Here is a 26,708-nt window from a genome sequence, read left to right as displayed (position 1 = left end):
CCGAAGCGATCCGGCCGAGCGGGGGGCCGCAGCCGCTGGCCGGCTCGGCCGGGGTTCAGGTGCTCTGCGTGATCGGCATCTGCTTGGCGGTGCTCGGCTCACCCACGTTGCGCCAGGTCGGCCGGGAGTACCGGCGAAGCAAAGGCCGCTCCAGCAGGTACCACGACAGCGTTGCCAGTACGGATGTCAAACCGACGGTGAGCACCAGGAGCTTCCAGAAATGACCCTGCCAGATCGGGATGTCCAGCGTCCGGTGCAGGAAGAGCAGCACCGGTAGGTGCCACAGGTACACGCCGTAGGAGATCTGGCCGAGGAACCGCGGCACCCGGCTGCTCAGCACCTGCCCGATCACCCCGCCGCTCCCCAGGGTCAGCGGCAGCAGCAGGAAGAACACCACAGCGGCCTGCAGCAGGTTCTTGGCCAGGTGCTCACCGGCGGTGGGCACCCTCAGGTCCAGGGGGCCCGCCAGCGGAAGGGTCAGGAACCAGTACAGCAGGATGGCCAGCAGCCAGCACAGCTCGGGAGATCCGGCCCACTGGCTCAGCACCTCCCGGGTCCGGCGCAGGGCGGTGCAGCCGGCCGGCGTGACCGACAGCGTGGCGAGCAGCATGCCGAGCGCGAACCAGTCGACGGTGCCGGGCAGCCACTTGGTCGCGACGAAGCCCAGGAATTCGACTTCGTACACACCCAGCTGCCAGGCCACGCTGGCCACCAGCAGCGCGCCGATCAGCAGGAACTGGCTGCGCAGGAGCTGCTCGGGGCTTCGGCGGCCACGCAGGGACAGCGCCAGCAGCGGAAGCGCCGCGTACAGCGACACCTCGGCGGCCAGGGTCCAGATGTGGGTCAGCGACGGATCGACGTCGTGACCGTTGTAGACCTGGGTCAGGGTGAGGTAGGAGAGCCAGTCGCCCAGGCTCGCGCGGTGGGTGCTGAGCAGGCCCAGCGTGATGACGGCTGTGACCCAGAAGGCCGGCAGCACTCGCAGCGCCCGCCGCCAGTAGAACCCCGCGGTCCGCGGCACCGGCAACCCGCGGAAAGCCCGCGCCACGAAGGGCCGGTAGAGCAGGAACCCCGACAGCATCAGAAAGATCGGCACCGCGGTGTCCAGCCGGGACAGCCAGGGCGCCTGCGGCCCGGTTCCGAAGGACCGGCCGGACTGGAAACCGACATGGGTGAAGATGACCGCGTAGCTGGCGATGGCCCGCATGCCGTCCAGCGCGTCGAAGTGCCGGGACAGGTCCGTGCCGGCGGTGTTCGGGGCGGTCATTTTTCTGCCAACGCGTACGGCACGCCCACCACTATGGCGCCGATGCAGACATTGGTGTCCAGGCCCTCGCTGCGCACCACCAGCGATTCCGCCGTCGTCAACGGCAGCCGCAGGTAGAGATAGGCCAACTGGAAGGGCAGTTCCCGGCGCGAGCCGCCTTCGGGCTCGACCGTCCTGCCGGTCTGGTCGCGGATCGCGAGGTAGAGCACCGAGGCCTTCTGTTGCAGGTAGCTGAGCTGGACGAAGTACTCGTTGGAGCCGAGCCTCTTGGACAGCGGGATGGTCCAACTGCCCTGGCCTTGCACCAGCCGGGTGCAGGAGCCCTTGTTCGGTCCGATCTGGGTGGCGACCGGAAACAGGCTGGCCGGCGCCAGGCTGCCGTCCGGCTTCACCAGCATCGGAGGGGTCTGCGCGTCCTGGAACCGGGCGGGTAGCTTGGCCAGCTTCAGCACGTCAGAGACGTGGTTGTGCTCGGAGAAGAAGGCCAGCACCCCGGGCGGCACCCTGCTGTCCCACAGGTTCACGCCAGGTCCGGCGGCGCGCACCGAACTTCTCAGCCTGTCGACGTAGGCCTCCGACGGGTTCTGCGCCCAGCGATCGGTGAAGGTGGCAGCGGACAGCCCGCTGGACACCAGGAACAGCGTGGCAAGCGCCGCTGGGACGACCCGCGGCCGCCATCTCAGCACGGCGGGGGTGTCGGGCAGTCCGCTGCTGGCGGCCCGGGCCGCCACCTGGGCCGCGGTGCTGGGCAGCAACGCCACCGCCGCTGCCACCGCCAGGGGAACCGCGACCGGAAAGGCGTAGTTGAACGAGCGGGGGCTCAGGTCGCCGAACACCTGGAACCGGCCCAGGGCCACCACCAGGGTGCTGATGAGAAAGGTCAGGACTGGCAGCGACCAGGCCAGCACGCTGCGGGCGCCGGATCGACGCCAGGCCACCAGCACGGCGGCCACGATGCAGGCCTGCCCGAGCAGCACCGCGGCCAGCGGTGGATCGGCGATCGGGAAGTACACCTCGCCCCGGTGGAACCACCGCCAGGGACCGCCCAGCAGGGCCGGGCCGAGCGCGTCCAGCCAGCCCACCCGCAGCACGTGCAGGGCTGAGCCGAAGTCGAGCCGGTGAGCCGCGCCGCCGTACGGGCCGGTCACGAAGTACCCCAGCCAGCCGGCCAGGGCGGCAGCGAGCACCAGCCAGCCCGGCCAGCGCCGCAGGCCGGCCCGCAGGCGTTGCCCGGCGGTGCCCTCGTGCAGGAATCCCAGGGACAGGATCGGCAGCAGCAGCGCGGTGATCCCCGAGAGTTCCCAGAACGACAGGGCGCCGAGCAGCGCGGCCGCGGTCCCCACTGCCAGCCGGAGCCGTCCGGTCACGGTGTAACGGATGTGCAGGTCGATGGCCAGGATCACCAGCAGTTGCGAGCACAGCAGGTCGACCGCGGTGGTCAGCCAGAGCGAGCCGGGCAGCAGCAGGGTGCCGAAGGCGTACCAGCCGGTCAGCAGCAGCACGCCCGGCCGGCGACCGGCCAGCAGCACCAGTAGCCGGTAGAGCAGGACGGTCGCCACCGCTTGCAAAGCCATCCGGGCGATGATCGTGATGTCGTAGTTCAGCCCGGTCGCGCGGTTCATCAGCCAGAACAGCAACCGCAGGCCGGGGACGAAGTGGTCGTTCACCGGAGCCGACAGGTAGGCCCAGTTCAGGCTCTCACCGGTGGCGGCGCCCAGGTAACTCAGGTCATCGCCGTAGAACCAGCCGCGGCTGGCCAAGTAGCCGAACCAGCCGGCCTGGACGAGCACGATCAGGCCGATGACCGTCGGATACCCGATCGAGCGCTGCGGCGCGTCGCTCTCAGCGGTGGGGAGTGGAGCCGTCGTGCTCATGCGCTCCTCTGCCGCTTCGGATGCCGAGGCCGCCGGATGGCCTCGCCGCTGAATGTAATGCCGGCCGGATGCTATGCCGGCTGGATGCTATGCCGGGCGGCCCGGCAGGCGCACCGCCGACGTTGCGCGATTGTTTCCACCCAGATGCTACGGACTCGCCCTACTCGCTGGTAGCGTCGGCCAATCGTCGGCACACCCGTAGGGGGAAAACAGCTGTGCGCAAGATCCTCACTGCCGTACTGATCGGGCTCGGCGTCTTCAGCTTGGTGCTCGCGGGATTGTTGCGCTTCTACGCCCCCTCGCAGGTGGAGAAGGCTCCGCTGGACCTCAAGGTGCCGCAGCAGACCGCGACCGGCCCGGCCAAGGTGTACAACGTCGGCACCGGAAAGCTCGAGGACGTCGAGCTGATGGCCACCCGCCAGGTGGTGGCCGACTCCGCGGCCTCGGACTCCAAGGTCGTGGTGAACCAGGTGACGCTCTGCATCATCAAGGTGATCGACGACCCGCCCTACTGCGGCACCGACCCGGCGGACAAGCGGATCGTCCGGGTCATCGTCGACCGCGCGCCGGCCGACCGCAAGACCGGCATGGCGGTCAACGACCCCAAGTACGGCGAGAACATCGACGGCGCGCCCGTCAAGCACGTCGGCCTGACCTACAAGTTCCCCTTCCACGCCAAGAAGACCACGTACAAGCTCTTCGACGTCAACTCCAAGCAGGCCGCGGACGCGCGCTTCATCGGCACCGACAAGGTCAAGGGGCTGGACACCTACAAGTACGAGGCAGTCCTCAAGGACATCCCGCTCGAACTCGGCGGCGGCATCCCCGGCATCTACTCTGACACCCGGGTGCTCTGGGTCGAGCCCAGGACCGGCGCCATCGTCAAGGGCACCCAGCACCAGGTGCGCACCACGACCACCGGGACCACGGTGCTCGAGGCCGACCTGGTGTTCACCGACGCCACCATCGACAACCAGTCCAAGCTGGCCAAGGACGGGTTGAACAGCCTCCGGCTGCTCGGCGTGATCCTGCCGCTGGTGCTGCTGCTGGTGGCGCTGCTGGCCTTCGCCGGGGCGTTCCTGCTGCACCGGCGCTCCTCGGAGCCTGGCCCGCCCAGCCGGGCCGACACCGAGCCGCAGCCGGCCGGGCGGCTGTAAGGCTCAGCCGCTGTAGGGGTCGGCAGGGCTCAGCCGCTGCCGGATTCGGGCGGCGAGCTGGGCTCAGCCGGCCAGCTGGGTCACGAAGATCGCCGTGCCGGGCAGCAACCGCCCGCGCAGCGGCGACCACTGACCCCACTCACGCTCCAGGTCCTCAGGCCATTCCGGCTCGATCAGGTCCAGCAGCGCGAAGCCGGCGCCGACCAGCTCGCGGACCCGGTCACCCAGCGTCCGGTGCTGCTCGACGTAGGTCGCCCGGCCGGCCGCGTCGAACTCCACGTACGGGCTGCGGTCGAAGTAGGACATCGTCGCGGTCAGCCCGTCGGGGCCGGGGGAGTCCGGAAAGGCCCACCGGATCGGGTGGCTGACAGCGAACACCCACCGCCCGCCCGGGCGCAGCACCCGGGCCACCTCGGCCATCACGGCAGCGGAGTCGGCGACGAACGGGATCGCGCCGAACGCGCTGAACGCCAGGTCGAACGAGCCGGCCAGGAACGGCATCCGCTGGGCGTCGGCCTGCACCAGCGGCACCGCCGTGCCGGTCTCGGCGGCGGCCCTGACCGCGTGCCGCAGCATCCCGGCCGAGACGTCGAAGGCCACCGGACGCGCTCCCTGGCCGGCCAGCCAGCGCGAGCACATCGCCGAACCGGCGCCTACCTCCAGAACGCGGTACCCGGCCAGCGAGCCGGGCGGGCCGAGCAGCCGGGCCTGCTCCTCGCGCAGCCCCTCCGGGCCCCAGACGAAGTCCGCGGCGCCCAGGAAGCTGCCGTGCTCGGCGTGGTAGTCATCGGCGTCGGCGTCCCACCAGCGCCGGTTGGCCCGGGCCGACTCGTCGGCCTCGACTGCCCGGCGGGCGACGCCGACCGTGCCCAGCTGTGTCTCGGTGCCCATGGCAGAAATCTAAACCGTGCATGATAGTCAGCGATTTCCGCACGGACAGGGCTCTGGAGTAGGCTTGGCGCCTGCGGAACAGGTCTGTGGCCTCGACATGGAGTAGGCCACTCGTCCACCCTTTCTTGCCGGCAGCGAAAGCCGCCGGCAAGAGATCTGGGACGAACCGGATTGGTCCCGCAGCCGCTCTAGAAACTGTCAGGACCAACCCACTACATGACGTCCACAATCGATCCGACTCGCACCACCCCGCAGGTTGCAGTGAACGACATCGGCTCCGCCGAAGACTTCATGGCGGCAATCGATCTCACCATCAAGTACTTCAACGACGGAGACATCGTCGAAGGCACCATCGTCAAGGTCGACCGTGACGAGGTCCTGCTCGACATCGGCTACAAGACCGAAGGCGTCATCCCGTCCCGTGAGCTGTCCATCAAGCACGATGTCGACCCGTCCGAGGTCGTTTCCGTGGGCGATGAGATCGAGGCCCTGGTCCTGCAGAAAGAGGACAAGGAAGGCCGGCTGATCCTGTCCAAGAAGCGCGCGCAGTACGAGCGCGCCTGGGGCACGATCGAGCAGAAGAAGGACAACGACGAGGTCGTCGAGGGCACCGTCATCGAGGTCGTCAAGGGTGGTCTGATCATCGACATCGGCCTGCGCGGCTTCCTGCCCGCCTCGCTGGTGGAGATGCGCCGGGTCCGCGACCTGCAGCCCTACGTGGGCAAGGTGCTCGAGGCCAAGATCATCGAGCTGGACAAGAACCGCAACAACGTGGTGCTCTCGCGCCGCGCCTGGCTGGAGCAGACCCAGTCCGAGGTCCGCAGCGACTTCCTGAACAAGCTGGCCAAGGGCCAGGTGCGCACCGGCGTGGTGTCCTCGATCGTCAACTTCGGCGCGTTCGTCGACCTTGGCGGCGTGGACGGCCTGGTGCACGTCTCCGAGCTGTCCTGGAAGCACATCGACCACCCGTCCGAGGTGGTCGAGGTGGGCCAGGAGGTCACCGTCGAGGTGCTCGACATCGACCTGGACCGCGAGCGGGTCTCGCTGTCGCTCAAGGCGACCCAGGAAGACCCGTGGCGGCAGTTCGCGCGCACCCACGCCATCGGCCAGGTCGTGCCCGGCAAGGTCACCAAGCTGGTTCCGTTCGGCGCGTTCGTGCGGGTGCAGGACGGCATCGAAGGCCTGGTGCACATCTCCGAGCTGGCCGAGCGCCACGTCGAGATCCCCGAGCAGGTCGTCATCGTCGGCGACGAGCTGCTGGTGAAGGTCATCGACATCGACCTGGAGCGCCGGCGGATCTCGCTGTCGCTCAAGCAGGCCAACGAGGGCGCGCTGGCCGAGGAGAACTTCGACCCGTCGCAGTACGGCATGGAAGCCCAGTACAACGAGAAGGGCGAGTACATCTACCCCGAGGGCTTCGACTCCGAGACCCAGGAGTGGCTGCCGGGCTACGAGGACCAGCGCGAGGCGTGGGAGAAGCGGTACGCCGCGGCCCGCGAGCGGTTCGAGGCGCACAAGAAGCAGCTCGAGGGTGCTCAGAAGGCGGACGCGGACGCCGCGACCGAGACCGGCGAGGCCACCTCGTACTCCTCCGAGGCTCCGGAGGAGACCAGCGGCACGCTGGCCTCGGACGAGGCCCTGGCGGCGCTGCGCGAGAAGCTGGCCGGCCGCTGAGCCCACTGTGACAGGCCGGCGTCGCTGAAGATCGGCGGAGACCGGCGCTGACAGCACCACACACCAAGCCCGGGAGGTTCGCCTCCCGGGCTTGGTGGTTTCCGGCGGTTACCGTTAGAGGTGTGGCAAGCAGATCCGCACCCGGTGTTTCCCGTGCCCGCCGCGCCCGCCGCGTTTCCCGCGGCACCCGCGCTCGCGGTGCGGTGGCGGTCCTGACGGGCGTGCTGCTGCTGGCCGGCTGCACCCAGGCGGAGGCTCCCGGCGGCGACGCTTCCAGCAGCGCGGCGGCGTCGACGAGCGCGTCCTCCAAGCCCGCGTCCTCGTCGAAGCCGGCGAGGCCCGCGCCCACCGCGACGGGCGAGCCCTCGCTCGGCGGCCGGTGCGAGGACCTGCTGCCGGTCGGCGCCGTCAACATCGCGCTGCGCCGAACCGTGATCGGGCGGACCGCCTTCGTCCTCGGGGTGGCCGAGCCCGACATCGGCCGGCTGACCTACCTCAACTGCCGCTACGGCCTGAGCGCCCCGGTGAAGGGCAAGCCGACGCCGGCGCCGCAGGTCGAGATCGGCGTCAGCCTGTACAGCTCGGCGGCCCAGGCCGCCCGGCGGATCCAGGCCACCGTCGAGCACTACCGGTTCAACGGGGCCGGTGACCGGCCGGCCCGGGTCGGATCGCTGCAGGGCGTCATGCTGAGCGGCTACGGCCAGCCGACGCTGGTGGTGGCCGACGGGCCCAGGACGGTCGCGGTCACGGTCACGCCGAAACTGCTGACGCCCGGCTCGACCGGCGAACTGGCCTCGCTGGCCAAGGCGGTGCTGGACGCGACCGCGGGCTACACCGGCGTCGGCCCGGCGCGCAGCGCCTCGCCGAGCAGCACCGGCTGAGCTGGTCCGCGGTGCTCAGGGTCGGGTTGACCGGCGGGATCGGCAGCGGCAAGAGCACCGTCGCGGCCCGGCTGGCGCAGCTCGGCGCGGTGGTGATCGACTCCGATCAGCTGGCCCGCGAGGTGGTCGCGATGGGCAGTCCCGGCCTGGCGCGGGTGGTGGAGCGGTTCGGTGAGGGCGTGCTGGCCCCGGACGGCAGCCTGGACCGCCCCCGGCTCGGCCGGCTGGTGTTCAGCGACCCGGCGGCGCTGGCCGACCTCAACGCGATCACGCACCCGCTGATCCGGGCCCGCAGTGCGGAGCTGAGCTCGGCTGCCGCCGCCGGCGGGGCCGCCGCGGTGGTGCACGACATCCCGCTGCTGGTCGAGAACAAGCTGGCGGCCGGCTTCGACAAGGTCATCGTCGTCGAGGCGCCCCTGGAGCTGCGGCTGAGCCGGCTGGCCGGCCGTGGCCTGGACGCCGAGACCGCCCGGGCCCGTATCGCGGCGCAGGCAACGGATGAGCAGCGCCGGGAGGTGGCCGACATAGTGCTGGACAACTCGGGCTCGGTCGCCGAGCTGGTGGCGCAGGTCGACGCGGCCTGGGCGAACCTGGTCGGCGGGACGTCCGGGCAGGCTTGACGCCTCGCGGCCCCGGTTTGGAGCGGCTCGCCGCCATCGGCTAAAGTTTCGCACGGTGCCGGTGCTGGCAGCCTTGGGTGAACCGGGGCCGAACATCGGGTCGACACCATGCGGACGTAGCGCAGCTGGTAGCGCACAACCTTGCCAAGGTTGGGGTCGCGGGTTCGAATCCCGTCGTCCGCTCGGTGGACGCCATAGGCGTTCCCCAGGCCGGGCAGCCGGTCCCTGGTGGAGTGGCCGAGAGGCGAGGCAACGGCCTGCAAAGCCGTGTACACGGGTTCAAATCCCGTCTCCACCTCGTAGCCGACTACTCGCGGTTCGCCGCGCGTGGTTGGAGTACGGGCGATTAGCTCAGTGGGAGAGCACTACCTTGACACGGTAGGGGTCACTGGTTCAATCCCAGTATCGCCCACCAAGTTACAGGCCCCGGACTCCGGGGCCTGTGGCGTTTCAAGAGACTCGCTCGGGAGTGGTAGGACCGGGGCGGCATTGGGCCCACGAGAGAATTGCGCCCCGCAGCGCGCCAGGCTGCCGCCGACGGCGTGGAGATCGCCATCGAAGAGACCGGCGTAGATGTCCAGCATGATCGCCGCGCGCAGACCTTGGATCTCACCGACTTCGCTTACACGTGTCGGTTGATTGTCAGCCTCTGGGCGCGGCCAGTGCGGCCGGGGTCACGGCTTCCGTGGGCAGGCGCTGCCTGCGCCGGCGCGACATACCGACACCGACCAGCACGATGACCATCCCCGCGACCATCCGGAGGCCGACGTCCTCACCGAGCACGACGCCTCCCAGCGCGACTGCAACCACAGGCAGCAGGTAACTGACCGTCGCTGCGTTGGTCGCGCCTTCGTCCGCGATGATGCGGTAGGTGAGGTGGAAGGTGATCCCCGTGGCGAAGATCCCAAGCACGACAACAGCGATCAAGGCTGTCGCATCCAGGTGAACGGGCGCCAAGCCGCCGGCCGGCAGCCACAGCGCCGTGAGCCCAGTCGCCGCGCAGAGTTGCGCCGCCGATAAGGAGATCGTCGGGATACCGCGACCCACAAGATTGTGGCCCATATAGGAGAAGGCGACGGCATAACTCGCAGCGGCCGCAACGATCGCCAGCGCGCCCCAACCGACTCCGCCAGTCTGCTGCCAGGGCGCGAAGATCACTACCGTCCCGCTGAATCCGAGGACGAGGCCGCATAGCCGGCTCGGGCGGATTCCGCGTTCGGTGCCGATCAGGATGCCGACCAACAAGGACCACAGCGGGGTTGTCGCGCTCAGCACGCCAGCGACCCCTGAGCTCACGGTCTGCTGGCCAATGCTGAACATGGCGAATGGCAGCGCGTTGCAGAAGAAGGCTGCCACGAGAATGTGGCCCCAGGTGGCCAAGCTCCGGGGCAACCGTTCACCGGTCATGAAGCACAGGACGAGCAGCGAGGCCGATCCGAGCACGCATCGACTGAAGGTCACCTGCACCGGAGACAGCGCCGTGAGAGCCAGCTCGATCCATAGGTAAGTCGACCCCCACAGCAGAGCCAGTACCCCCACCCGCACCCAAGCCCGTGCCTGGGCCGATCCACCACTCACTCAGATACTCCTTCAACGGGTCGTTCTCAGCAACGGTGCCCGATGGAACTCGGAAGAACAAGCGAAAAGACATGTATGTGGATTAAGCTCTTCTACATGCTCGATGTGCGACGTATGCAGATTCTTCGGGCCGTGGTGACCAGTGGGTCCGTGACCGCGGCGGCAGCGCACCTTGGCTACACCCCTTCGGCCGTCAGTCAGCAAGTCGCGGCGCTGGAAAGAGAAACCGGAATCGCGTTGCTTGAGCGTGTCGGGCGGGGCGTGCAGCCGACGGCCGCCGGCCGGCTGCTGACCGGTCATGCTGCGGTCATCAGCCAGAACGTTGCCGAGGCCGAAAGCGCTTTGGCCGACCTGCGGGCGGGCCGCACAGGGAGGATCGCGATCTGCTATTTCGGCTCGGTTGGTCCGACTCTGCTCGCGCCCGCCCTGGCGCGGTTCCGTCGTGAGTACGAGAACCTCACCATCGATCTCACGCTGACCGAGCTCGAAGATCCGTTGCGCGGTATCACCCAGGGCGACACGGACTTGACCATTACGGTCGGCGCGAGCGCCGAAGGTCGACCCGGCATTCGCGTGGTTCATCTGATCGACGATCCCTACCGCGCCGTGCTGCCCAGAGGACACCCGCGTGCGGGGCAGCGGGTGTTGAACCTCGCCGATCTCGCGGGCGAGCCGTGGGTCGGCTGCGAGCCGCCCGGCCCGTGCCTCGAGCCGGTTGTCGATGCCTGCGCGGCCGCCGGCTTCAGCCCCGACTTCGTCGCGAACAGCGAGGACTACGCCACGGCGCAGGGTTTTGTTGCCGCGGGACTCGGCGTCAGCCTTATCCCGCAGTTGGGATTGAGCACCAGTCATCCCGACGTTGTCATCCGCCGGGTCCGCCGCCCGGAGCCGGTGCGGGCGATCTACGCCGCAGTCCGGGAAGTCGCCCTGGCGCAGCCCGCAATACGAACCCTGCTTGACGCACTCAAGTCCGCCGCCGAGGAGTGGCACATGCAGTTGGCGACGCGTTGCTTGGAGTAGGGCAGGAATCGCGTATCGAAGATGTGCCGATCGGCGAGGAAATCCGAGGCCCACATGAACGCCTCTCGAACCGGACCAACCCATTCCAGGTAGTCGTCGAGCGTCACCTTCAGCACGTCTTCGCGCTTCGGGGAGACGGCGGGCGGCCGGGGCCCAGTGTTGGCAAGGTTGCGCTTGCGCGTAGCCAGCAGCGTCACCGCTGGAGGAAGTCGGTGTTCTCCGGACCCGCAAGCGCCGGGTAGGCAGCGAACTTGCCCTGGGTCTGCGATGAGGATGTCTGAGTTAACCGAGAGATGTTCTGTTAGGACCACCACAGTGGCAAAAGTCAGACCACGGACACATGAGGTGACCCGGTGCCGGAAGGTGCCGGGTTTTCTTTCGTGCGGCATCGAGGAATGGCGCAACGAGGAGGCCGACGCAATAGCTTTGAGCGGCAAGCAGGGCTGCGCGATGGCTGCTACGTACGTCGGCGAGGCTGCCGGTGACTGCTCAGTACCTGGTTACAGATAGGCCTACGGGGTTGCCAACAACAGCTCGATGCCGGTTCGAGGCTCGGACGGAAACGAAATGCTTGACCGGCGAAGGGATCGGAGGACTCGTCGTGATACCAGGTTGGTACCGAACTGTGCGGCGGGCCGGCGTAGCCGCGATTGCACTAGGCTGCCTCGGCTTCGTCTTATCCTTTCCTTTCATCAGCGGTGAGCCCGAATCGGTTACTGAAGCCGATGACGTCAATCCCGCGTGGTTCACAATTCTTGGCGGTGTATGCATAGGCCTGCTAGTTTTCGGTCTCATACTGTTACTACTGCCAATCGCACATCGAGCGCTGCGCCGGAAGTTGGCTTACCCAGGCCGAAAGGTCCATGACATCCTGCCGGCCCATCTTTTTACTGCTGCCGATTGCACATCGGGCGCTGCGCCGTAAGTGAGACTCGGCTCCTTGTAACGACGAACAGCGGTCCGGCGAACGTTAGACGAGGCTGCCGTCCCCGGCGTGGGGCCAGCTGGATCAGCTCACAGTTCTGACTCGTTTCACGCTGCTTGATCGAGTTTGGGCGCCTAAGTACTAGTCCTGGTACTAGCGGTGACCGCGTCACTGCTCCTTCCGTTCTCATGGGGTCCTTGTGAGGCGCTCGAAGCCAGCCTGCCGCCTGACCGCCACCCCGTGAGACGTTTGCACCCGGTTTGGTGCTAGTCCCATCGTCGTATTGAGCAGCGCCCGTTCGATAGGGGAGAACGGTAAGCATGAATCGGTTTCCCCGAACGCTGCTGACCGGCGTGGTCATCACCGCGATCACCGCTTGTGTCATCGCCATCTCGCTGTCAGTCGTGAACTTGGGCCGATCGGAACAGACGGCTTCGGCGCCCGGTGCGGTCACCGGCGCGATGACGAGTGCGGTGGCGAGCAACCGCGACGAGAGCGCCGCAGTCAGAGCGCGGCTCGCGGCCCAGCAGAAGAAGGCCGCCGAGCTGCGCTCGAAGATCGCCCAGGCCCGGGCCGCGCTCGCCGCCAAGCGGGCGCAGGCCGCGGCTGCCGCTGGTGCGGTCCGCCGGGCAGCGCCGCCGCCGGCTGCCGTCGTCGGCCAGGCCGGGGCGCCGCCGGCTGCCGTCGCCCAAGGCCCGGTCCAGGCACCGGCGCAGCGGACCAGCGGCGACCACCATGCCGATGACGGTCACCACTCCGGTTCCGACCACGATCGGGACGAGGACTCCAGCGGGCACGGCGGCCGTGACGACGACGATCGGGACGACGACTCCAGCGGGCACGGCGGCCGTGACGACGACGACTGGGACGACGACTCCAGCGGGCACGACGGCCGTGACGACGACGACCGTGACGACGACTCCAGCGGGCACGGCGGTGACGACGATGACTGAGCGCAACCACTCCCGGCCGAGCACGGTCGCGGCGATCGTGGCGCCGGGCGCGGCCGCACTGCTGTCCGCAGCGACCGCGTTCGCGCTGCACCACAGCCCCGCCCCCGCGCCCAAGGCGTCGCCGGTGAAGGCAGCGGCGCCCAAGGCGTCGCCGGTGAAGGCAGCGGCGCCGAAGACCCGGGCGAAGGACGTGGCCGTCGCTCGCTTGCGCAGCCAGAGCAAGACCGTCGACGCCGAACTCCAGCGTTTGCGTGCGGAGTTGGCGCAGGTGAGCTCCGAACTCGCGAAGGCAGAGTCAGCGCCCGTCCAGCTTCCGCGCGTGGACACCGCCGGACCGCCGACGGATTCCGCACCCGCCGCGATCGGGCCCGCGCCCGCTGCGCCCGCACCGGCTGCGCCCGCGCCGGCCGCACCGGCTGCGCTCCCGCCCCCGCCGCCCCCCGCACCCGCTCCACCACCCCCGCCGCCGGTGGACGCCTCGACGGGGGCGTCATGACCGCGCTGCTGACCCGGCCGCTGATCCGGGAGTTCGCCACGATGGGGACGACCGCCCGCGTGCGCGTCGAGCGCCCCGGACCCGACGCCGAGCGTGGCGTCGACGCGGTCGAGGAGCTGTTCCGTGCGGTCGACGCGCAGTGCACCCGGTTCGACCCGGCGAGCCCGCTCATGCAAGCCAACGCCGCCGGCGGCTGGCACCAGGTGCCGCAGTGGTGTTACGCCGCGCTCGAGGAGGCGGCGGCCGCTCACCTGCGCACCGGCCGGCTGTTCGACCCGCGGGTCCTGACCGAGCTCGTCCAACTCGGCTACGACACCAGCCTGCCGTTAACTGCCGGTCCCGTCTCGCTCCCGTCGCGGCAATTCCGGCCGGTGCGCACCATCCGGGTGCTGCCGTGGCGACCGCGCTTCGACGCTGCCGCCCGCGCCGTCGCGGTGGGCCCGGCCGCTGTCGACCTCGGCGGCATCGCGAAGGGGCTCGCGGTTCGCTGGGCCGCGGACCTGCTGCGCGACAGCGCCGGCACGTTCTTCGTGGACGCCGGTGGCGACGGATACTTCGCCGGAGCCGGCCCGGCCGGTCGCGGTTGGTCGGTCGGGGTCGAGGACCCGCTCGGCGGCACGGACCCGGTCGCGGTCCTGGCAGTGCGGAACCAGGCGTGCGCGACGTCCTCGACGCGGCTGCGGCAGTGGCGGGTCGGCGACCGGGCGGCTCATCACCTGATCGATCCCCGGACCGGCGGCCCAAGCGCCGGCGGGCTGGCATCGGTGACCGTGGTCGGGTCCGACCCCGCCGCGGCCGAGGTCTGGAGCAAGACCCTGTTCCTGCACGGAGCCGACCGGATCGAGACCGTTGCCGTGGCTGAGGGAATCACCGCGCTGTGGGTGCGCGATGACGGCGGAATCGGCGCGACCGGTGACATGGGGCCGATGCTCGTCTGGAGCCGGTCGTGAACCGGGTCGTGTCCACGGTCGCGACGATCGCGGGTGGCGCGGTCGTCGGCATGTTCGCCGGGCAGATCGCCACCGCGGTGAGCGGCAACCGGATGGCCCCGTGGATCGTCGGTCGGGCGACCGGTCTGGCCGCGTACCTGCTGATGGTGCTGCTCGTCCTCGTCGGGCTGCTGCTCTCGCACCCGTGGCGCGCGGAGTTCGGTCGGCCGAACACGCTGACCCGCATCCGGGTGCACGCCGCGTTGGCCGCGTCGGCGTTCGCTCTGACCGGGCTGCACATCGCCGTGCTCGCCACGGACCACCACGCCGGTGTCGGCTGGGCCGGCGCCCTTTTGCCGATGGGCGCGCAGTATCGCCCCGTTCCGGTCACGCTGGGACTCGTCGGCATGTGGCTCGGTCTCGCGGCCGGAGTCACAGCCGCGCTCGCGCCGCGCATCGGCTCGCGAGTGTGGTGGCCGGTGCACAAGGTGGCGATCCTCAGCATCGTCCTGGTCTGGGCACACGCCGTGCTGGCCGGCACCGATTCGGCGGCACTGATCACCTGGTACCTCGCCACCGCGGGGCTGGTGATCGCGGTTGCCGCCAGTCGCTACCTCGCGGTGTCGCCGCAGCGTCGCCGTCCGGTCGTTAGGCAGGGATCCTGATGTTCTCGCCCGAGACCCGCCTCGCGACCGGGGCCGGCCTGCTCCAGGGTCCGGTCTGGTTCGATTCCGTCGATGCCGTGCCGTTCGAGCCGGTGTTCGCCGAATCGCTGCACCAGCACACCGTTCGGCTCGGCCCGCGACCCGCGGGATCGGGTGCCCTGATCGACGTCATCGAGAGCCGGGGCGAGGGTGGCCGCGGCGGCGCCTGGTTCCCGGTCGCGGCCAAGTGGCGATCGATGCTGGCGCAGCCGCCGGGAGGTGTCGTCGTCGGCAACGGAGCCGAGGGTGAGCCGGCCAGCGCGAAGGATGCCGCTGTCCTGCAGAGCCGCCCGCATCTGGTGCTGGACGGCATCGAGATCGCCGCCGAGGCGGTCGGCGCCACCGAGATGATCATCTGGCTGCACGAGGGCGATGACCGCACCGAACTCGCGGTCCGGGAGGCGCTGGCGCAACGTCAGCAGAACGGCCCGCGCGGCGCGATCCGGGTCGAGGTAGGTCCGGCCGGCTACCTGACCGGTGAGTCCAGCGCGGTGATCCGCGGGTTGTCCGGCGGGCCTGCTTTGCCGATGTTCCGCCACGCGCCGGCCACGGTCAGCGGCGTGGGTGGGCGCCCGACCCTGCTGCACAACGTCGAGACGCTCGCCAGGATCGCGCTCGTCGCCCGCTACGGGCTCGTGCCGGACACCCGGTTGCTCACGATCACCGGTGACGGCGGCCGGACCGCGATCGAGATCGACCCGGCCGCGACGATCACCGACGCCGTCGTCGCGGGCGGGGTCGAGGAGAAGACTCTGCAGGCAGTGCTGCTCGGCGGGTACGGCGGGCAGTGGCTGCCGTGGTCGGACGCCGCGGGCCTGCCCCTGTCCGCGCTCGGGAAGAGCCTCGGCGCCGGCATTCTCATCCCGCTGGCCCGCAATCGGTGCGGCCTGCGCCTCACCGCCGAGCTGGACCATTACCTCGCCGCCGCGAGCGCCCGGCAGTGCGGGCCGTGCATGTTCGGCCTGCCCGCCCTGGCCGACCTGTTCCGGCAGGTGGCCGACGGCGGCGGCGGGCGCCGTCACCTGCGCCGCGTGCGCGAACTGCTCGACGAGGTCACCGGACGTGGCGCCTGCCACCTGCCGGAGGCGGCCGTGAACATCACCACGACGGCCCTGGCCTGCTTCGCCGCCGACGTCGACAGCCACGTCAACCGGGGCAGGTGCCTGCACGGATGACGGCGCGGATGACGGTCGACCCGACGATCTGTCGTGGTGTGGGGATGTGCGCGTACGCGGCGGCGGGTCTGGTGCGCCTGGACCGGTGGGGCTACCCGATCCTGCCGAGGACGCCGCTCGACGACGGTGAGACGGCCGAGGCGAACCGCGCGGCGAAGGCATGCCCGCACCGCGCGTTGTTCGTGCGAGAGGTGGTGTCAATTGACCTGGACCGCTCCGGGCAACGAGGATGACGGATGCTCCGACACCTTTCCGGCGGTTACCAGCTCGACGACGACCCTGACCGGCTTGACCGGAATGCCGTCGTCGCCTTTCTGACCACCGAGGCGTACTGGCACCGGTGGCGGGTCGCTGAGGACATCGTCGCGCAGATCGACTCGGCGTGGCGCTGCCTCGGGCTGTACGCGCCCGACGGCGTCCAGGTCGGCTTCGCGCGGGTGGTGTCCGACGGGGTGGCGTTGGGGTATCTGGCCGATGTCTATGTGCTCGCGGCGCATCGGGGCAGGGGGCTGGGGCTGGCGGTCATCGGCGAGGCGGTGGACAGCCAGCCGAGCTGGCGGTGGATGTTGCACACCGCGGATGGCCATGCGCTGTACGCCAAACTGGGCTTTCAGCCGGCCCCGGACACCTACCTGGAACGTCCCCGCCAGTAGCCAGCAGGCATCCGGCACCTACAGTAATGTATCCGATCGGATACATTTGATTAATGGAGGTCGGCATGAAGGGCGCGGAGCTACTGACGCGGGCCCGGCGCACGGCTGGGCTGAGCCAGGACGAGTTGGCGCGTCGCGCGCGTACCTCACGTACTGCGATCTCGGCTTACGAGCACGGTCACAAGTCGCCGTCGTTGGAGACGGTCGAGCGTTTGCTCGACAGTTCCGGGTATGACCTGGAGGCGCGGCCGCGCATCCGCTTCGTCGAGGCCGCCGGCTCACGCGGGCGCGCCGCTCTGGTGCCGAACCGGCTGCCAAGGCTGGAGCTCGAGTGCGCGCTGGCGGCTGTGGAGCTGCCGTTGGCGCTGAATTGGTCCCAGCCTGGCCGGGTGTTTCGGTTGGCTGATCGCGATGACCGCGCTCGGGTGTACGAGATCGTTCTGCGCGAGGGTGTCCCAGACGATGTGCTGCGCTATGTCGACGGCGCGCTGCTGGTGGATTTGTGGCACGAACTCGTGCTGCCCCGCCATGTCCGCACTGCATGGTCGGCGTTGATCGCGGAGTACGTCGATGCGTCGGCCATCGCGTGATGGCTGGTGGCGACACGTTCCTGACACGCTTCCAGTTGGAGGTGGCGCGGCTGTTCTTCGGGCTGCCGGCCAGCAAAGGCTTCCTACTCGCTGGAGGCGCGGCTTTAGTAGCACAGCAGCTCACCGCGCGTCCAACGCGCGATCTTGACTTCTTCACTCGACCCGGCGGTGGAAACGTGCGTCAGGCTCGCGGCTGGTCCATCGAAGACGTCCAGGACAGCGATAGCTTCTGCCGGCTGCTTGTTCACGGCCATGAAGACGTGCTTGTCGATCTCGCCATGGACTCCGCACCTACCCGACCAGCGACGGCAAGCATTGCCGGGCCGACCTTCGCGCCAGCGGAACTTGGTCAGACGCGGACAACCGGTGGACCGCCGACGGCTTCGATCGGTTCGAAGTCGTCGTCCTGCGTCACAACGGTTAGGTTGTTGGCTGCCGCGATGGCCGCGATCCATAGGTCGTTGACCTTTGCGCGGTGGCCTTCCTCGGCCAGTCTCACCCTGAGCGTGGCCCATTGCGCTGCGGCCGCTGCGTCTACTGGCAGGGGTTCGAGTGCGGCCACAGCCTCCAGGGTCGCCAGCCGTACGGCGCGAGTGCGGGTGTCTTTAGCCGCTAGTACTCCGGCGTGCAGTTCACCGATCGTGATGACGCTGATGAACGCCTCGTCCGGCAGCAAAGCAGTATCGAGAAAGCGCCCGGACTCGGTCGCGATGAAGACTGAGGTGTCCAGAAGTCCCCGCGGCAGCGTGGTCACGCAAGGGGGCCTAGGTCGTCCGTCGTGTCGGCGGTGAGCGCAGCCAGATCCTCTCTCAAGCCCGCGTCTGCCTGGTGCCGAGCCAGCACCGTGATCAGCTCGCGTCTAGGCATCGAGGGGCGGCGAGCAGATGTCACCGGTGCGAGTTCAGCAACGGGCGCCCCGTTCACGGTGATCGTCACTCGTTCTCCGTCGGCGACCTTACGCAGGATCTCGGCCGTGTGATTGCGTAAATCTCGGGACGCCACCAGACTCATGTGCGCAATCGTAGCACTTCAGCCACATACTGTTCTGCAGCCTTCTTCTCAACCAGGTGGCACCTGCAGCTGCCAGGCGGTTTGTGTTCGTACCGCTCAGCGCGGTGGGAACCGCAGGATGCGGTCATCGCCCTCCCGGACGTCGCCCCGGCCGTCGGTGTTGGACGTGGTGAGCCACAGCGAGCCGTCCGGCGCGGTCTCCACTGTCCGCAGGCGGCCATAGCGTCCTTGCAGCTCTGGCCTGGACTGCCCGGCAGACTCTCCGGTGAGCGAGACGCTCCACAGCCGCTCCCCGCGAAGGGCGGCGACGTAGGCGGTGTTGCCGGCGATGGCCATACCTGAGGGTGAGGCCTCATCGGTCGACCAGGTGACGAGCGGGTTGGTGAACCTGCCCCCGTCGGTGTCGCCGGTTCCCTCGACGATCGGCCATCCGTAGTTGCGGCCGGGCTGAATGAAGTTGACCTCGTCCACGTCGTTCTGCCCGAACTCGGTCGCGAAGAGCCGCCGGTCGGAGTCCCAGGCCAGGCCCTGGACGTTGCGGTGCCCGAGGCTGTACACCGGCGAACCCGCGGTCGGGTTGCCCCGGGCCGGCGACCCGTCCGGCATCAGGCGCAGGATCTTTCCGCTGGGGCTCGACGGGTTCTGGGACTGCTCGGTGTCGCCGGCGTCGCCGGTGCCGACGTAGAGCATCCCGTCCGGGCCGAAGGCGATGCGCCCGCCGTTGTGAAAGCCGGCCTTGGCGATGCCGTCGAAGATCACCTCGGGTTCTCCGCCGCCACCGAGCCGGAAGCGGACGACGCGGTTGTCCTGCTCGCCGGTGTAGTAGGCGTAGACCAAGTTGTCCCTTGCGAAATCAGGGGAGACGGCGAGGCCGAGCAACCCGCCCTCGCCGCCGGCCGCCACGCCGGGCACGTCATAGACCTGCCGGGGCGCGCCCCCGCCGGCAGCCAGTCTGAGGATCCGGCCGGTGTTGCGCTCGCTGATCAGCGCGTCACCGCCGGGCAGGAAGGCCAGGCCCCAGGGCACGTCCAGGCCCTGTGCCATCACCCGCGGCGCGCCGAGGTCGGGCATCCGGGAGGGGAACGCGCTGGACGGCGACGTCCTGGACGGGGTCGTTCGGGAGGCCGTGCTGGACGGGGTGGCGCCGGCCGTCGTGCTCGAGGCGGCGGTTCCCGGACTGCTGGCGGTGGCCGACGCGGTGGCGGAAACGGCGGGAGCGGCGTCGGGCTCGGCGCTGCTGTCACAGCCGGCCACCGCGACCGCGGCGATCAGCGCGGCGGACGCCCAGCGCCACCGTGCGCCGGCGGGCCCCGCAGGCCGGCCTGTCACGCCGAGTCCGTTCGTGGTGGGCGGCCGGATCGCCCGCCGGCATCGCACTTGATCATGTGCCCACCCTTTCGACTGATCTCGTTCGCCACGGTCCGGCAGACGTTTGTCCGGCCAGGATTCCAGGCTATTAGGCCGCTGTGACCTCCCGTGCCCTCGGACGTCGGTTGCAGGCAGAACTTAGGAGACTCCTACCGGCAGGCCAGGGCGGTCCTATCAGCCGAACTGCCTTCGCTCACGAAGCGGAACCGACGGGTCTCCGCGGCTGTGCGGCAATGCCGTCGACACAGTGCTCAGGAGCGCTTTCGTTCGGCTTTCGCTCGGCTTGCCGGTCATTTTCTACCTCCCTTGCTGAAGTGGTGGCAGTCCCGACCAAGGGACGTCGAAGACGGAGGAGATCCAGTGACCACCACCTTGAACCACCGAACAACCAAACCTCGGCGGGCCCCGAGACGCGCTGTCCTCGCCGTGATGCTGGGCGGCCTGGCGCTCATCACCGGCACCGGGGCAGCGTCGGCGGCCGGCTCGCCGAACGGTGTGATCGAGACCGGCTACGCGACCGTGATCGAGGATTCGCCGGCGGCCGCTGCTGGCATCGACTGCCCCGCCCCAGCCAGCGAATCAACCGTGCCGGCCAGCGAATCCACCGCGCCCACAGGCGAATCAACCGTGCCCACAAGCGAATCCACCGGAGACCTCTGATGAGCGAACACACCACCCGCCCCGCGGCGACCCTGGCCCTGGAGCGCACTCTCTTCGAGATCAAAAGGGTCGTCGTCGGCCAGGACCCCATGGTCGAGCGGATGCTGATCGGCCTGCTCGCCCGCGGGCACGTCCTGCTCGAGGGGGTGCCCGGGGTGGCCAAGACGCTCGCGGTCCGCACCTTGGCCGACGTTTTCGGCGGCACCTTCTCGCGGTTGCAGTTCACCCCGGACCTGATGCCCGCCGACATCGTCGGCACCCAGGTGTGGCGGCCCTCGACCGAGCGCTTCGACACCGAGCTCGGCCCGATCTTCGCCAACCTGGTGCTGGCGGATGAGATCAACCGGGCGCCGGCCAAGGTGCAGTCGGCCCTGCTCGAAGCCATGGCCGAGCGCCAGGTGAGCATCGGCGGCGACACCTACCAGCTGCCTCCGCCGTTCCTGGTCCTCGCCACCCAGAACCCCATCGAGACCGAGGGGGTGTACGTCCTTCCGGAGGCCCAGCGGGACCGGTTCCTGCTGAAGGTCGACGTCGGTCATGCCGACGAGCTCGACGAGCTGACCATCGTCCAACGGATGAGCGTCGCGCCGCCGAAGGCGAAGCAGATCCTCACGGTGGCCGACCTCGTCGCGCTGCAGGAGCAGACCGACGCGGTGTTCGTCCACCACGCCGTCGCCCACTACGCCGTGCAGCTGGTCATGGCCACCCGCGACCCGCAGCGGTTCGGCCTGGCACTGGGCGGGGTGCTCGAGTACGGCGCGAGTGCCCGAGGAACCCTGGGCCTGATCGCCGCGGCGCGAGCGCTCGCGATCCTGCGCGGTCGTGACTACGTGCTGCCCAATGACGTCGTTGACATCGCCGGTGACGTCCTGGCCCACCGGCTCGTGCTGTCCTTCGACGCGGTCGCCGAAGGGGTCGACCCGCGTGCGGTCGTCCAGTCGATCGTGGATGTCATCCCGCGGCCCCGGGTCGCCCCGGATGACCAGAGCCTGGCCTCGGTCGCGTGAGCACCGCGCCGCCGGCCGACCGCTCAGGCGCCCTTCCGCGCTTTCGCGGTCTCGACCTCACCGTTCGCCGCCGCCTGGACGGGCTGCTGCACGGCGACCACGCCGGCCTGCGGCTAGGCCCGGGCGGCGAGGCCGAGGAGTTGACCCGTTACCTGCCCGGGCACGACGTGCGGCGCATCGACTGGAACGTCACTGCGCGAGCCCGCGAGCCGCACGTCTGGCTGACCAGGGCCGAGCACGAGCTCAGCACCTGGCTGCTGCTCGACCAGTCACCCAGCATGGCCTTCGGGACGACGACCGCCGAGAAGGCTGAGCTGGCCACCACGATCGCGGGGGCTGTCGGCCTGCTGACCGACGCCCCCGGCAACCGGCTCGGAGTCCTGGCCCTCACCACTGACGGCCTGGTCTGGCACCGGCCGCTCGCTGGGCGCGTCGCCGCGCAGCGCTTGCTGCGGGCGGCTCCGGCCACCCGGGACGGCGAGGTTCCGCTGGGCCTGGCCGAGGCGCTGACGGTGCTCGCGCGCCGGCACCGGCGACCGGGGCTTCGCGTCGTGGTGTCGGACCTGCTCGACCCCACCGGCACGCTGGCGCGGCCCTTCGACTGGGAGGACCCGCTCCGCCGCCTGGCGGCCCGTCACGACGTCGTCGTCGTCGAGGTGCTCGACCCGCGCGAGCTGGAACTTCCCCCGGTCGGGCAGCTCGTCCTCGTCGACCCGGAGTCCGGGCGGCAGCGCGAGGTGAGCACGGGCGACCGCCGGGTCCGTTCGGCCTACGCCGTCGCCGCGGCCGCGCACCGGCAGCAGACCGCCGCGGCGGTGGCCGCGGCGCGCGCGGGCCACCTGCTGCTGCGCACCGATGGCGACTGGGTGCGCGAGCTGTCCCGATTCATCCGCTCCCGTCGCCGGATTCCGGCACGCCACCCCGCGAGGAGAAGCTCATGACCTTTCTGACACCGCTCTGGCTGTTGGCACTGCTGCCGGTCGCCGGCCTCGCGCTGGCCTACGTCCTGGTCCAGAGGCGCCGGCAGCGCTACGCCGTTCGGTTCGCCAGCCTGCCGATGCTCGAACGCGTGGTGCCCCGGCGTCCAGGGTGGCGCCGGCACGTCCCGGCGGCCTTGGTGCTGCTGGCCCTGGCCTCGATGGGGCTGGCAGCGGCGCGACCCGAACTCTCCCTCCGGGTGCCTTATGACCGGGCCACGGTGCTGGTCGCCATCGACGTCTCCGGATCCATGGCGGCCACGGACGTGGCGCCGAACCGGCTGGAGGCCGCCAAGACCGCGGCCGGCGCGTTCGTCGAGGAACTGCCCGACAGCATGAACGTCGGCATCGTCACCTTCGCCGGGACGGCCGCGACGGTGGCGCCGCCCAGCACCGACCACGACGAGGTCCGGGACCGGATCGACGCGCTCACTCTCGGCGGCGGGGGAACGGCCATCGGCGAGGCCGTCTTCAGTTCCCTCAGCGAGATGCGACGCTTCGCCACCGAGGCCGCTGATGAGCCGGCCCCGACCCGCCTGGTGCTGCTCTCCGACGGGGCCAACAGCTCGGGCCGTTCACCGGAGCAGGCCGCCGCCGCCGCTCTGGCCGCCGAGCTGCCGGTGTCCACCATCGCCTACGGAACCCCCGACGGAACGATCGAGAACGGCGGACGCCAGCTGCGCGTTCCGGTCGACCACGAGGCCCTGCGCGACCTTGCCGAGGGCACCGGCGGCACCGCCTACACCGCCGAGAGCAGCGCGGAGCTGCGCGGCGTCTACTCCGACATCAACTCCTCGATCGGCTGGCGCACCGAGGAGCGCGAGGTGACCGCCTACCTCGCCGCCCTTGGCCTGCTGCTCGCCCTGGGCGCCGGCGCCCTGTCACTGCGCTGGTTCTCCCGCCTCATCTGACCACCCGCCACTTTGGAGAGGACCTCTCATGCCGACTTCCGACAGCCCCCGCGGGCTCGGCACCCCCGCCGGACCTGAGCTCACCTGGGAGACCGGGCCGCCGCCCGCCCGGTCCGATCCGTTGCCGCAACCGGTCTCTCGCCTGACCGGCGCGGGACCGGCCGCCACCTTTCCTGGCCCGCCCGCACCAGCCGCACCAGCCGCGCCCTTCGCGCCCAGCCCACCTTTCGCGCCCGGTCCACCCTTCGCGCCCGGTCCACCCGCCGCGCCCGGTGATCGAGCACGACCGCGACTGGCCGCCGTGCTGGCCGCGGCAGTGCTGGCGGGCGGGGTCTCGGGGGCGGGTGTGGTCCTCAGCGCGGACCGGATGACCGACCGTGCGGGCGCTGTGATCGTGCAGCAGCGTGGCGCTCCCGCGGGCGGCAACCCGGCCACCGCCGGCGCCGAGACCGCAGCCGCGCGGATCCTGCCCAGCGTGGTCCAGGTGCGCGCGGGCCGTGGCAGCGGCTCGGGCGTCGTCTTCGACGGCGCGGGCCACGTCCTGACCAACCACCACGTGGTGGCCGGGGCACGCGCCGTCTCCCTGGTGCTCGCCTCCGGCCGCAGCGTGCCCGCCACGGTGGTGGGCAGCGATCAGGAGAACGACATCGCGGTGCTGCGCGCTGACTCCGGCGACGATCTGGCGCCTGCCCGGCTCGGCGTTAGCGCCGACCTGCGGATCGGCCAGCCCGTCATCGCCGTGGGCTCACCGCTCGGACTCAACGGAACCGTCACCTCCGGAGTGGTCAGCGCCCTGGACCGCCGTTCGACCGCGGCGGCGATGATCCAGACCGATGCCTCTATCAACCCCGGCAACTCCGGCGGACCGCTGGTCGACCTGGCGGGTCGCGTCATCGGCATCAACACCTCCATCGCGACCCTGGGCGGAGCCCGGTCCGGCAACATCGGCATCGGCTTCGCCGTGCCGATCGATCGCGCCGTCGAGGTCGCCCGGCAGATCCTGGCGGGCGGATGAGCCACCCGGCAGATCCGGGCCGGTGGAGAAGCCACCCGGCAGATCCGGGCGCGCCGGAAGGGTCCGCCGATCGAGAGGGGTTCTGCCAGTACCTGGATAAGCACACCCTGCCACCGCCGGCCGAACCGGGGTTCGCTGGAACTTCGGGACCTGCCCGTGCGTAAGGCGGTGTACCACGCTCGGGTCGCGGACGGCGGCCGGCAGCGGCAGGGAAAGGAGTCGGCCCTGAGATGCGGTTGCTGATCGTGGAGGACGAGGAGGGCCTGGCCAGCGCCCTCAAGGTCGGGCTGGCCCGAGAGGGCTACGCCGTCGATCTGGCCGCCAGCGCCGCCGAGGCGCGCGACAAGCTGGGCCTGGCCGAGTACGACGCCGCGCTGCTGGACATCAACCTTCCGGACGGAGACGGCTTCGACCTTGCCCGCGGCATCCGCGGCGGACGGGTGGCGTGCCTGTCCGGCAAGGACCTGCGGATAGTCATGCTCACGGCTCGCAGCTCGCTGACCGACCGGGTGCTGGGCCTGGACGTCGGCGCCGATGACTACCTGGTCAAGCCGTTCGCGCTGGCCGAGCTGGCGGCCCGGTTACGAGCCGTGCTGCGGCGGGAGTCCAGCGGGGCCACCTCGGTGCTCACGGTGGGGCCGGTTCGACTGGACTCCTCCCGGCACCTGGCGCACCGGGGAGACCGCGAGCTCAAGCTGACCCTCAAGGAGTTCGCGGTGCTGCGGTACCTGCTGAGCCGTCCGGGCCACCTGGTCTCCTCCGAGGAACTGCTCGAACACGTCTGGGACGAGAACGCCGACCCGTTCACCCAGACCGTCCGGGTGACGGTGGGGACGTTGCGCCGCAAGCTCAGCGTGGCAGGCGAGACGCAACTGCTCGAGACGCTGATCGGCCGCGGCTACCGGCTGCGCGCCGAGGAGCCCGCCGGGGCCGTGTCGTGATCGCCAGGCTGCCGCCGTGGTTGCGGACCATCCGGATGCGGCTGGCGCTGACCTACTCCGCGCTCCTGTTCGGCATCACCGCGACGATCCTGGCGGCGGTGTATCTCGCCCTGTCGCGGACGATCGACGCCGCACCCCTGGACGCGGTGACGGTGAAGAAGTTCACCCGGACCTCCGGTGGCACGGTCGTCTACCGACCGGGGGAGCAGTTCCAGGCCGCGGACCTGGCCAGTGTTCAGCGGGCGGTCAACTTCACCGCGCTGAACACGTTGCGCAACTACTCGATCGCCGCGCTCGCGATCATGTTCGTGCTCAGCCTGGCCATCGGTTGGTGGGTGGCCGGACGCGCCCTGCGGCCGGTCGAGATGATCACCACCACGACCAGGGACATCACCGCCACCGACCTCTCCCGACGGATCGGGGCAACCGGCCCGCGCGACGAGCTGCACACCCTTGCCAGCACCATCGACAACATGCTCGAGCGGCTCGAGGCCGCCTTCCGGGCCGAGCGCAGGCTCGTCGAGGACGTCTCGCACGAGCTGCGCAATCCCGTCGCGGTGATCCAGGCCAACGTCGAGGCGGTGCTCGGCAATGACGCCTCCACCACGCAGGAGCGCCGGGACGCGGCCGCGGTGGTCACCCGGGCCACCCGCCGGATGAGCCGGCTGCTGGAGGACCTGCTCGCCACCGCCCGGACCCGCTCGGCGGCCTTCGGAGACCGTGAGGTCGATCTGGCCGCGGTGGCCCGGGACGCCGCCGAGCAGTACCGCCTGCTCGCCGGCGAGCGGGGGATCCGGCTGGACCTGCGACTGCCTTCCGGGCCCGTCGTGTATGCCGACACCGAGTCCCTGGACCGCGCGCTGTCGAACCTGCTCTCCAACGCCGTCCGCCTGGCGCCGGTCGGCAGCGTTCTCACGGTCGGGGTGGGAAGCCGCGGCGGCTGGGCGTGGGCGGCGGTCACCGATCAGGGCCCTGGAGTCGCCGACGTCGATCAGGACCGGGTCTTTGACCGCTTTCACCGGGGCAGCAACTCCGAGGCCGTCGCGACCCGCGGGTCCGGACTCGGGCTGGCGATCGCCCGGCAGATCGTCGAGAGCTACGAAGGGCGGCTGGCCCTGTTCAGCCAGCTCGGGGTCGGAAGCAGCTTCGTCATCTGGCTCCCGGACCGGGCGATGGCTCCGGAGCGGGCCGGCCCGCCACCCGAGGAGGACCCGCAGCCGGCGCGCTGGGGGTCCTCCTGGCACGGTCGGGCCTCAGTGGCTGCCGTGAGCGTGGGCGTCATCCCCACCATGGAACTGGTGGACGACGGCGTGGCCCTTGCCCCGGCTGATGAGCCAGCGGTTCACCGGCACGGTGACGACGAAGGCGATGGCCAGGGCCACAGCCAGCGCCCCCCAGAACAGCGGGGAGCTGAGGCCGGCATCCATGGCG

The 26,708-nt window shown here is 70.1% G+C and carries 27 protein-coding genes, 3 tRNA genes and 1 pseudogene; 23 read left to right on the top strand and 8 right to left on the bottom strand.

The features are described from left to right. Positions 1-55: 55 nt before the first annotated feature. Positions 56-1,267: an acyltransferase gene (locus VF557_18560; protein HEX8082217.1), complete on the bottom strand. Its 1,212-nt coding sequence runs from the start codon at positions 1,265-1,267 to the stop codon at positions 56-58. After that, on the bottom strand, positions 1,264-3,141 hold the full coding sequence (locus VF557_18555) for a hypothetical protein (GenBank protein HEX8082216.1): 1,878 nt from the start codon (positions 3,139-3,141) through the stop codon (positions 1,264-1,266). The genes VF557_18560 and VF557_18555 overlap by 4 nt, the downstream gene beginning before the upstream one ends. A 215-nt stretch (positions 3,142-3,356) precedes the next feature. Here VF557_18555 and VF557_18550 point away from each other — a divergent pair, with 215 nt between their 5' ends. After that, on the top strand, positions 3,357-4,298 hold the full coding sequence (locus VF557_18550; protein ID HEX8082215.1) for a DUF3068 domain-containing protein: 942 nt from the start codon (positions 3,357-3,359) through the stop codon (positions 4,296-4,298). Positions 4,299-4,361: 63 nt separating this feature from the next. Here VF557_18550 and VF557_18545 read toward each other — a convergent pair whose 3' ends face one another. Continuing rightward, on the bottom strand, positions 4,362-5,189 hold the full coding sequence (locus VF557_18545) for a class I SAM-dependent methyltransferase (protein HEX8082214.1): 828 nt from the start codon (positions 5,187-5,189) through the stop codon (positions 4,362-4,364). 216 nt (positions 5,190-5,405) lie between these two features. Here VF557_18545 and rpsA point away from each other — a divergent pair, with 216 nt between their 5' ends. The 6 genes from rpsA to VF557_18515 all read left to right on the top strand — a co-directional run bounded on the left by rpsA (position 5,406) and on the right by VF557_18515 (position 8,779). Beyond that, on the top strand, positions 5,406-6,863 hold the full coding sequence (rpsA, locus tag VF557_18540; GenBank protein HEX8082213.1) for a 30S ribosomal protein S1: 1,458 nt from the start codon (positions 5,406-5,408) through the stop codon (positions 6,861-6,863). 203 nt (positions 6,864-7,066) lie between these two features. Next, positions 7,067-7,744: a hypothetical protein gene (locus tag VF557_18535; GenBank protein HEX8082212.1), complete on the top strand. Its 678-nt coding sequence runs from the start codon at positions 7,067-7,069 to the stop codon at positions 7,742-7,744. 11 nt (positions 7,745-7,755) lie between these two features. Beyond that, on the top strand, positions 7,756-8,364 hold the full coding sequence (gene coaE / locus VF557_18530) for a dephospho-CoA kinase (GenBank protein HEX8082211.1): 609 nt from the start codon (positions 7,756-7,758) through the stop codon (positions 8,362-8,364). A 110-nt stretch (positions 8,365-8,474) separates the two neighbouring features. Then, positions 8,475-8,547 (top strand) — tRNA-Gly (locus VF557_18525). A 44-nt stretch (positions 8,548-8,591) separates the two neighbouring features. Next, positions 8,592-8,662 (top strand) — tRNA-Cys (locus VF557_18520). A gap of 42 nt (positions 8,663-8,704) precedes the next feature. After that, positions 8,705-8,779, top strand: a tRNA-Val gene (locus VF557_18515). A 227-nt stretch (positions 8,780-9,006) separates the two neighbouring features. Here the strand turns inward: VF557_18515 and VF557_18510 are convergent. Beyond that, complete coding sequence (locus tag VF557_18510; GenBank protein ID HEX8082210.1) at positions 9,007-9,942, bottom strand: DMT family transporter; 936 nt, start codon at positions 9,940-9,942, stop codon at positions 9,007-9,009. A 96-nt stretch (positions 9,943-10,038) separates the two neighbouring features. On the opposite strand from VF557_18510, the gene VF557_18505 reads away from it, so the two are divergent. From VF557_18505 to VF557_18465, 9 genes are all read left to right on the top strand, one after another. Next, on the top strand, positions 10,039-10,962 hold the full coding sequence (locus VF557_18505; protein HEX8082209.1) for a LysR family transcriptional regulator: 924 nt from the start codon (positions 10,039-10,041) through the stop codon (positions 10,960-10,962). A gap of 1,245 nt (positions 10,963-12,207) precedes the next feature. Further along, positions 12,208-12,840, top strand: coding sequence for a hypothetical protein (locus tag VF557_18500; protein HEX8082208.1), 633 nt, complete (start codon positions 12,208-12,210; stop codon positions 12,838-12,840). Beyond that, a complete protein-coding gene (locus tag VF557_18495) occupies positions 12,833-13,336 on the top strand; it encodes a hypothetical protein (GenBank protein ID HEX8082207.1) in 504 nt (167 codons plus the stop codon). The genes VF557_18500 and VF557_18495 overlap by 8 nt, the downstream gene beginning before the upstream one ends. After that, the gene (locus VF557_18490) at positions 13,333-14,286 is read left to right on the top strand and encodes an FAD:protein FMN transferase (protein ID HEX8082206.1); all 954 of its coding nucleotides are present in this window, start codon (positions 13,333-13,335) and stop codon (positions 14,284-14,286) included. The genes VF557_18495 and VF557_18490 overlap by 4 nt, the downstream gene beginning before the upstream one ends. Beyond that, complete coding sequence (locus tag VF557_18485; GenBank protein HEX8082205.1) at positions 14,283-14,930, top strand: hypothetical protein; 648 nt, start codon at positions 14,283-14,285, stop codon at positions 14,928-14,930. The genes VF557_18490 and VF557_18485 overlap by 4 nt, the downstream gene beginning before the upstream one ends. After that, on the top strand, positions 14,930-16,144 hold the full coding sequence (locus tag VF557_18480; protein HEX8082204.1) for an NADH-ubiquinone oxidoreductase-F iron-sulfur binding region domain-containing protein: 1,215 nt from the start codon (positions 14,930-14,932) through the stop codon (positions 16,142-16,144). The genes VF557_18485 and VF557_18480 overlap by 1 nt, the downstream gene beginning before the upstream one ends. Then, entirely contained in the window at positions 16,141-16,377 is a 237-nt protein-coding gene (locus VF557_18475; GenBank protein ID HEX8082203.1) for a ferredoxin, read from the top strand. Before VF557_18480 ends, VF557_18475 begins: the two co-directional genes overlap by 4 nt. A gap of 3 nt (positions 16,378-16,380) precedes the next feature. After that, positions 16,381-16,797, top strand: coding sequence for a GNAT family N-acetyltransferase (locus VF557_18470; GenBank protein ID HEX8082202.1), 417 nt, complete (start codon positions 16,381-16,383; stop codon positions 16,795-16,797). A 53-nt stretch (positions 16,798-16,850) separates the two neighbouring features. Then, positions 16,851-17,387, top strand: coding sequence for a helix-turn-helix transcriptional regulator (locus VF557_18465; protein HEX8082201.1), 537 nt, complete (start codon positions 16,851-16,853; stop codon positions 17,385-17,387). Between the two features lie 349 nt (positions 17,388-17,736). Here the strand turns inward: VF557_18465 and VF557_18460 are convergent, their stop codons facing one another. The 3 genes from VF557_18460 to VF557_18450 form a co-directional block, all read right to left on the bottom strand. Then, positions 17,737-18,141 carry a PIN domain-containing protein gene (locus tag VF557_18460; protein HEX8082200.1) on the bottom strand — a complete coding sequence of 135 codons (405 nt, stop codon included), beginning with the start codon at positions 18,139-18,141 and terminating at the stop codon, positions 17,737-17,739. Continuing rightward, positions 18,138-18,398, bottom strand: coding sequence for a type II toxin-antitoxin system prevent-host-death family antitoxin (locus VF557_18455; GenBank protein ID HEX8082199.1), 261 nt, complete (start codon positions 18,396-18,398; stop codon positions 18,138-18,140). The genes VF557_18460 and VF557_18455 overlap by 4 nt, the downstream gene beginning before the upstream one ends. 96 nt (positions 18,399-18,494) lie before the next feature. Then, the gene (locus VF557_18450; GenBank protein HEX8082198.1) at positions 18,495-19,727 is read right to left on the bottom strand and encodes a PQQ-dependent sugar dehydrogenase; all 1,233 of its coding nucleotides are present in this window, start codon (positions 19,725-19,727) and stop codon (positions 18,495-18,497) included. Positions 19,728-20,126: 399 nt separating this feature from the next. On the opposite strand from VF557_18450, the gene VF557_18445 reads away from it, so the two are divergent. The 7 genes and pseudogenes from VF557_18445 to VF557_18415 all read left to right on the top strand — a co-directional run bounded on the left by VF557_18445 (position 20,127) and on the right by VF557_18415 (position 26,386). Further along, positions 20,127-20,426, top strand: a complete 300-nt coding sequence (locus tag VF557_18445) for a hypothetical protein (GenBank protein HEX8082197.1) — start codon at positions 20,127-20,129, stop codon at positions 20,424-20,426. Then, positions 20,426-21,433: an AAA family ATPase gene (locus tag VF557_18440; protein ID HEX8082196.1), complete on the top strand. Its 1,008-nt coding sequence runs from the start codon at positions 20,426-20,428 to the stop codon at positions 21,431-21,433. The genes VF557_18445 and VF557_18440 overlap by 1 nt, the downstream gene beginning before the upstream one ends. Further along, positions 21,430-22,374 carry a DUF58 domain-containing protein gene (locus tag VF557_18435; GenBank protein HEX8082195.1) on the top strand — a complete coding sequence of 315 codons (945 nt, stop codon included), beginning with the start codon at positions 21,430-21,432 and terminating at the stop codon, positions 22,372-22,374. The genes VF557_18440 and VF557_18435 overlap by 4 nt, the downstream gene beginning before the upstream one ends. Beyond that, positions 22,371-23,321 (top strand): VWA domain-containing protein, encoded by a 951-nt coding sequence (locus VF557_18430; GenBank protein ID HEX8082194.1) that lies wholly within the window; start codon positions 22,371-22,373, stop codon positions 23,319-23,321. The genes VF557_18435 and VF557_18430 overlap by 4 nt, the downstream gene beginning before the upstream one ends. A 28-nt stretch (positions 23,322-23,349) precedes the next feature. Continuing rightward, complete coding sequence (locus VF557_18425; GenBank protein HEX8082193.1) at positions 23,350-24,336, top strand: trypsin-like peptidase domain-containing protein; 987 nt, start codon at positions 23,350-23,352, stop codon at positions 24,334-24,336. Positions 24,337-24,566: 230 nt separating this feature from the next. Further along, on the top strand, positions 24,567-25,277 hold the full coding sequence (locus VF557_18420) for a response regulator transcription factor (protein HEX8082192.1): 711 nt from the start codon (positions 24,567-24,569) through the stop codon (positions 25,275-25,277). Between the two features lie 35 nt (positions 25,278-25,312). Continuing rightward, a pseudogene (locus VF557_18415) lies at positions 25,313-26,386 on the top strand (HAMP domain-containing sensor histidine kinase). A gap of 144 nt (positions 26,387-26,530) precedes the next feature. Here VF557_18415 and VF557_18410 read toward each other — a convergent pair. Further along, positions 26,531-26,704 carry a DUF4396 domain-containing protein gene (locus tag VF557_18410; GenBank protein HEX8082191.1) on the bottom strand — a complete coding sequence of 58 codons (174 nt, stop codon included), beginning with the start codon at positions 26,702-26,704 and terminating at the stop codon, positions 26,531-26,533. Positions 26,705-26,708: the final 4 nt, after the last annotated feature.

This window comes from Jatrophihabitans sp. (assembly GCA_036389035.1).
In the GTDB taxonomy this organism is placed as follows: domain Bacteria; phylum Actinomycetota; class Actinomycetes; order Mycobacteriales; family Jatrophihabitantaceae; genus Jatrophihabitans_A.
This window is presented reverse-complemented; position numbering and strand designations above follow the sequence as displayed.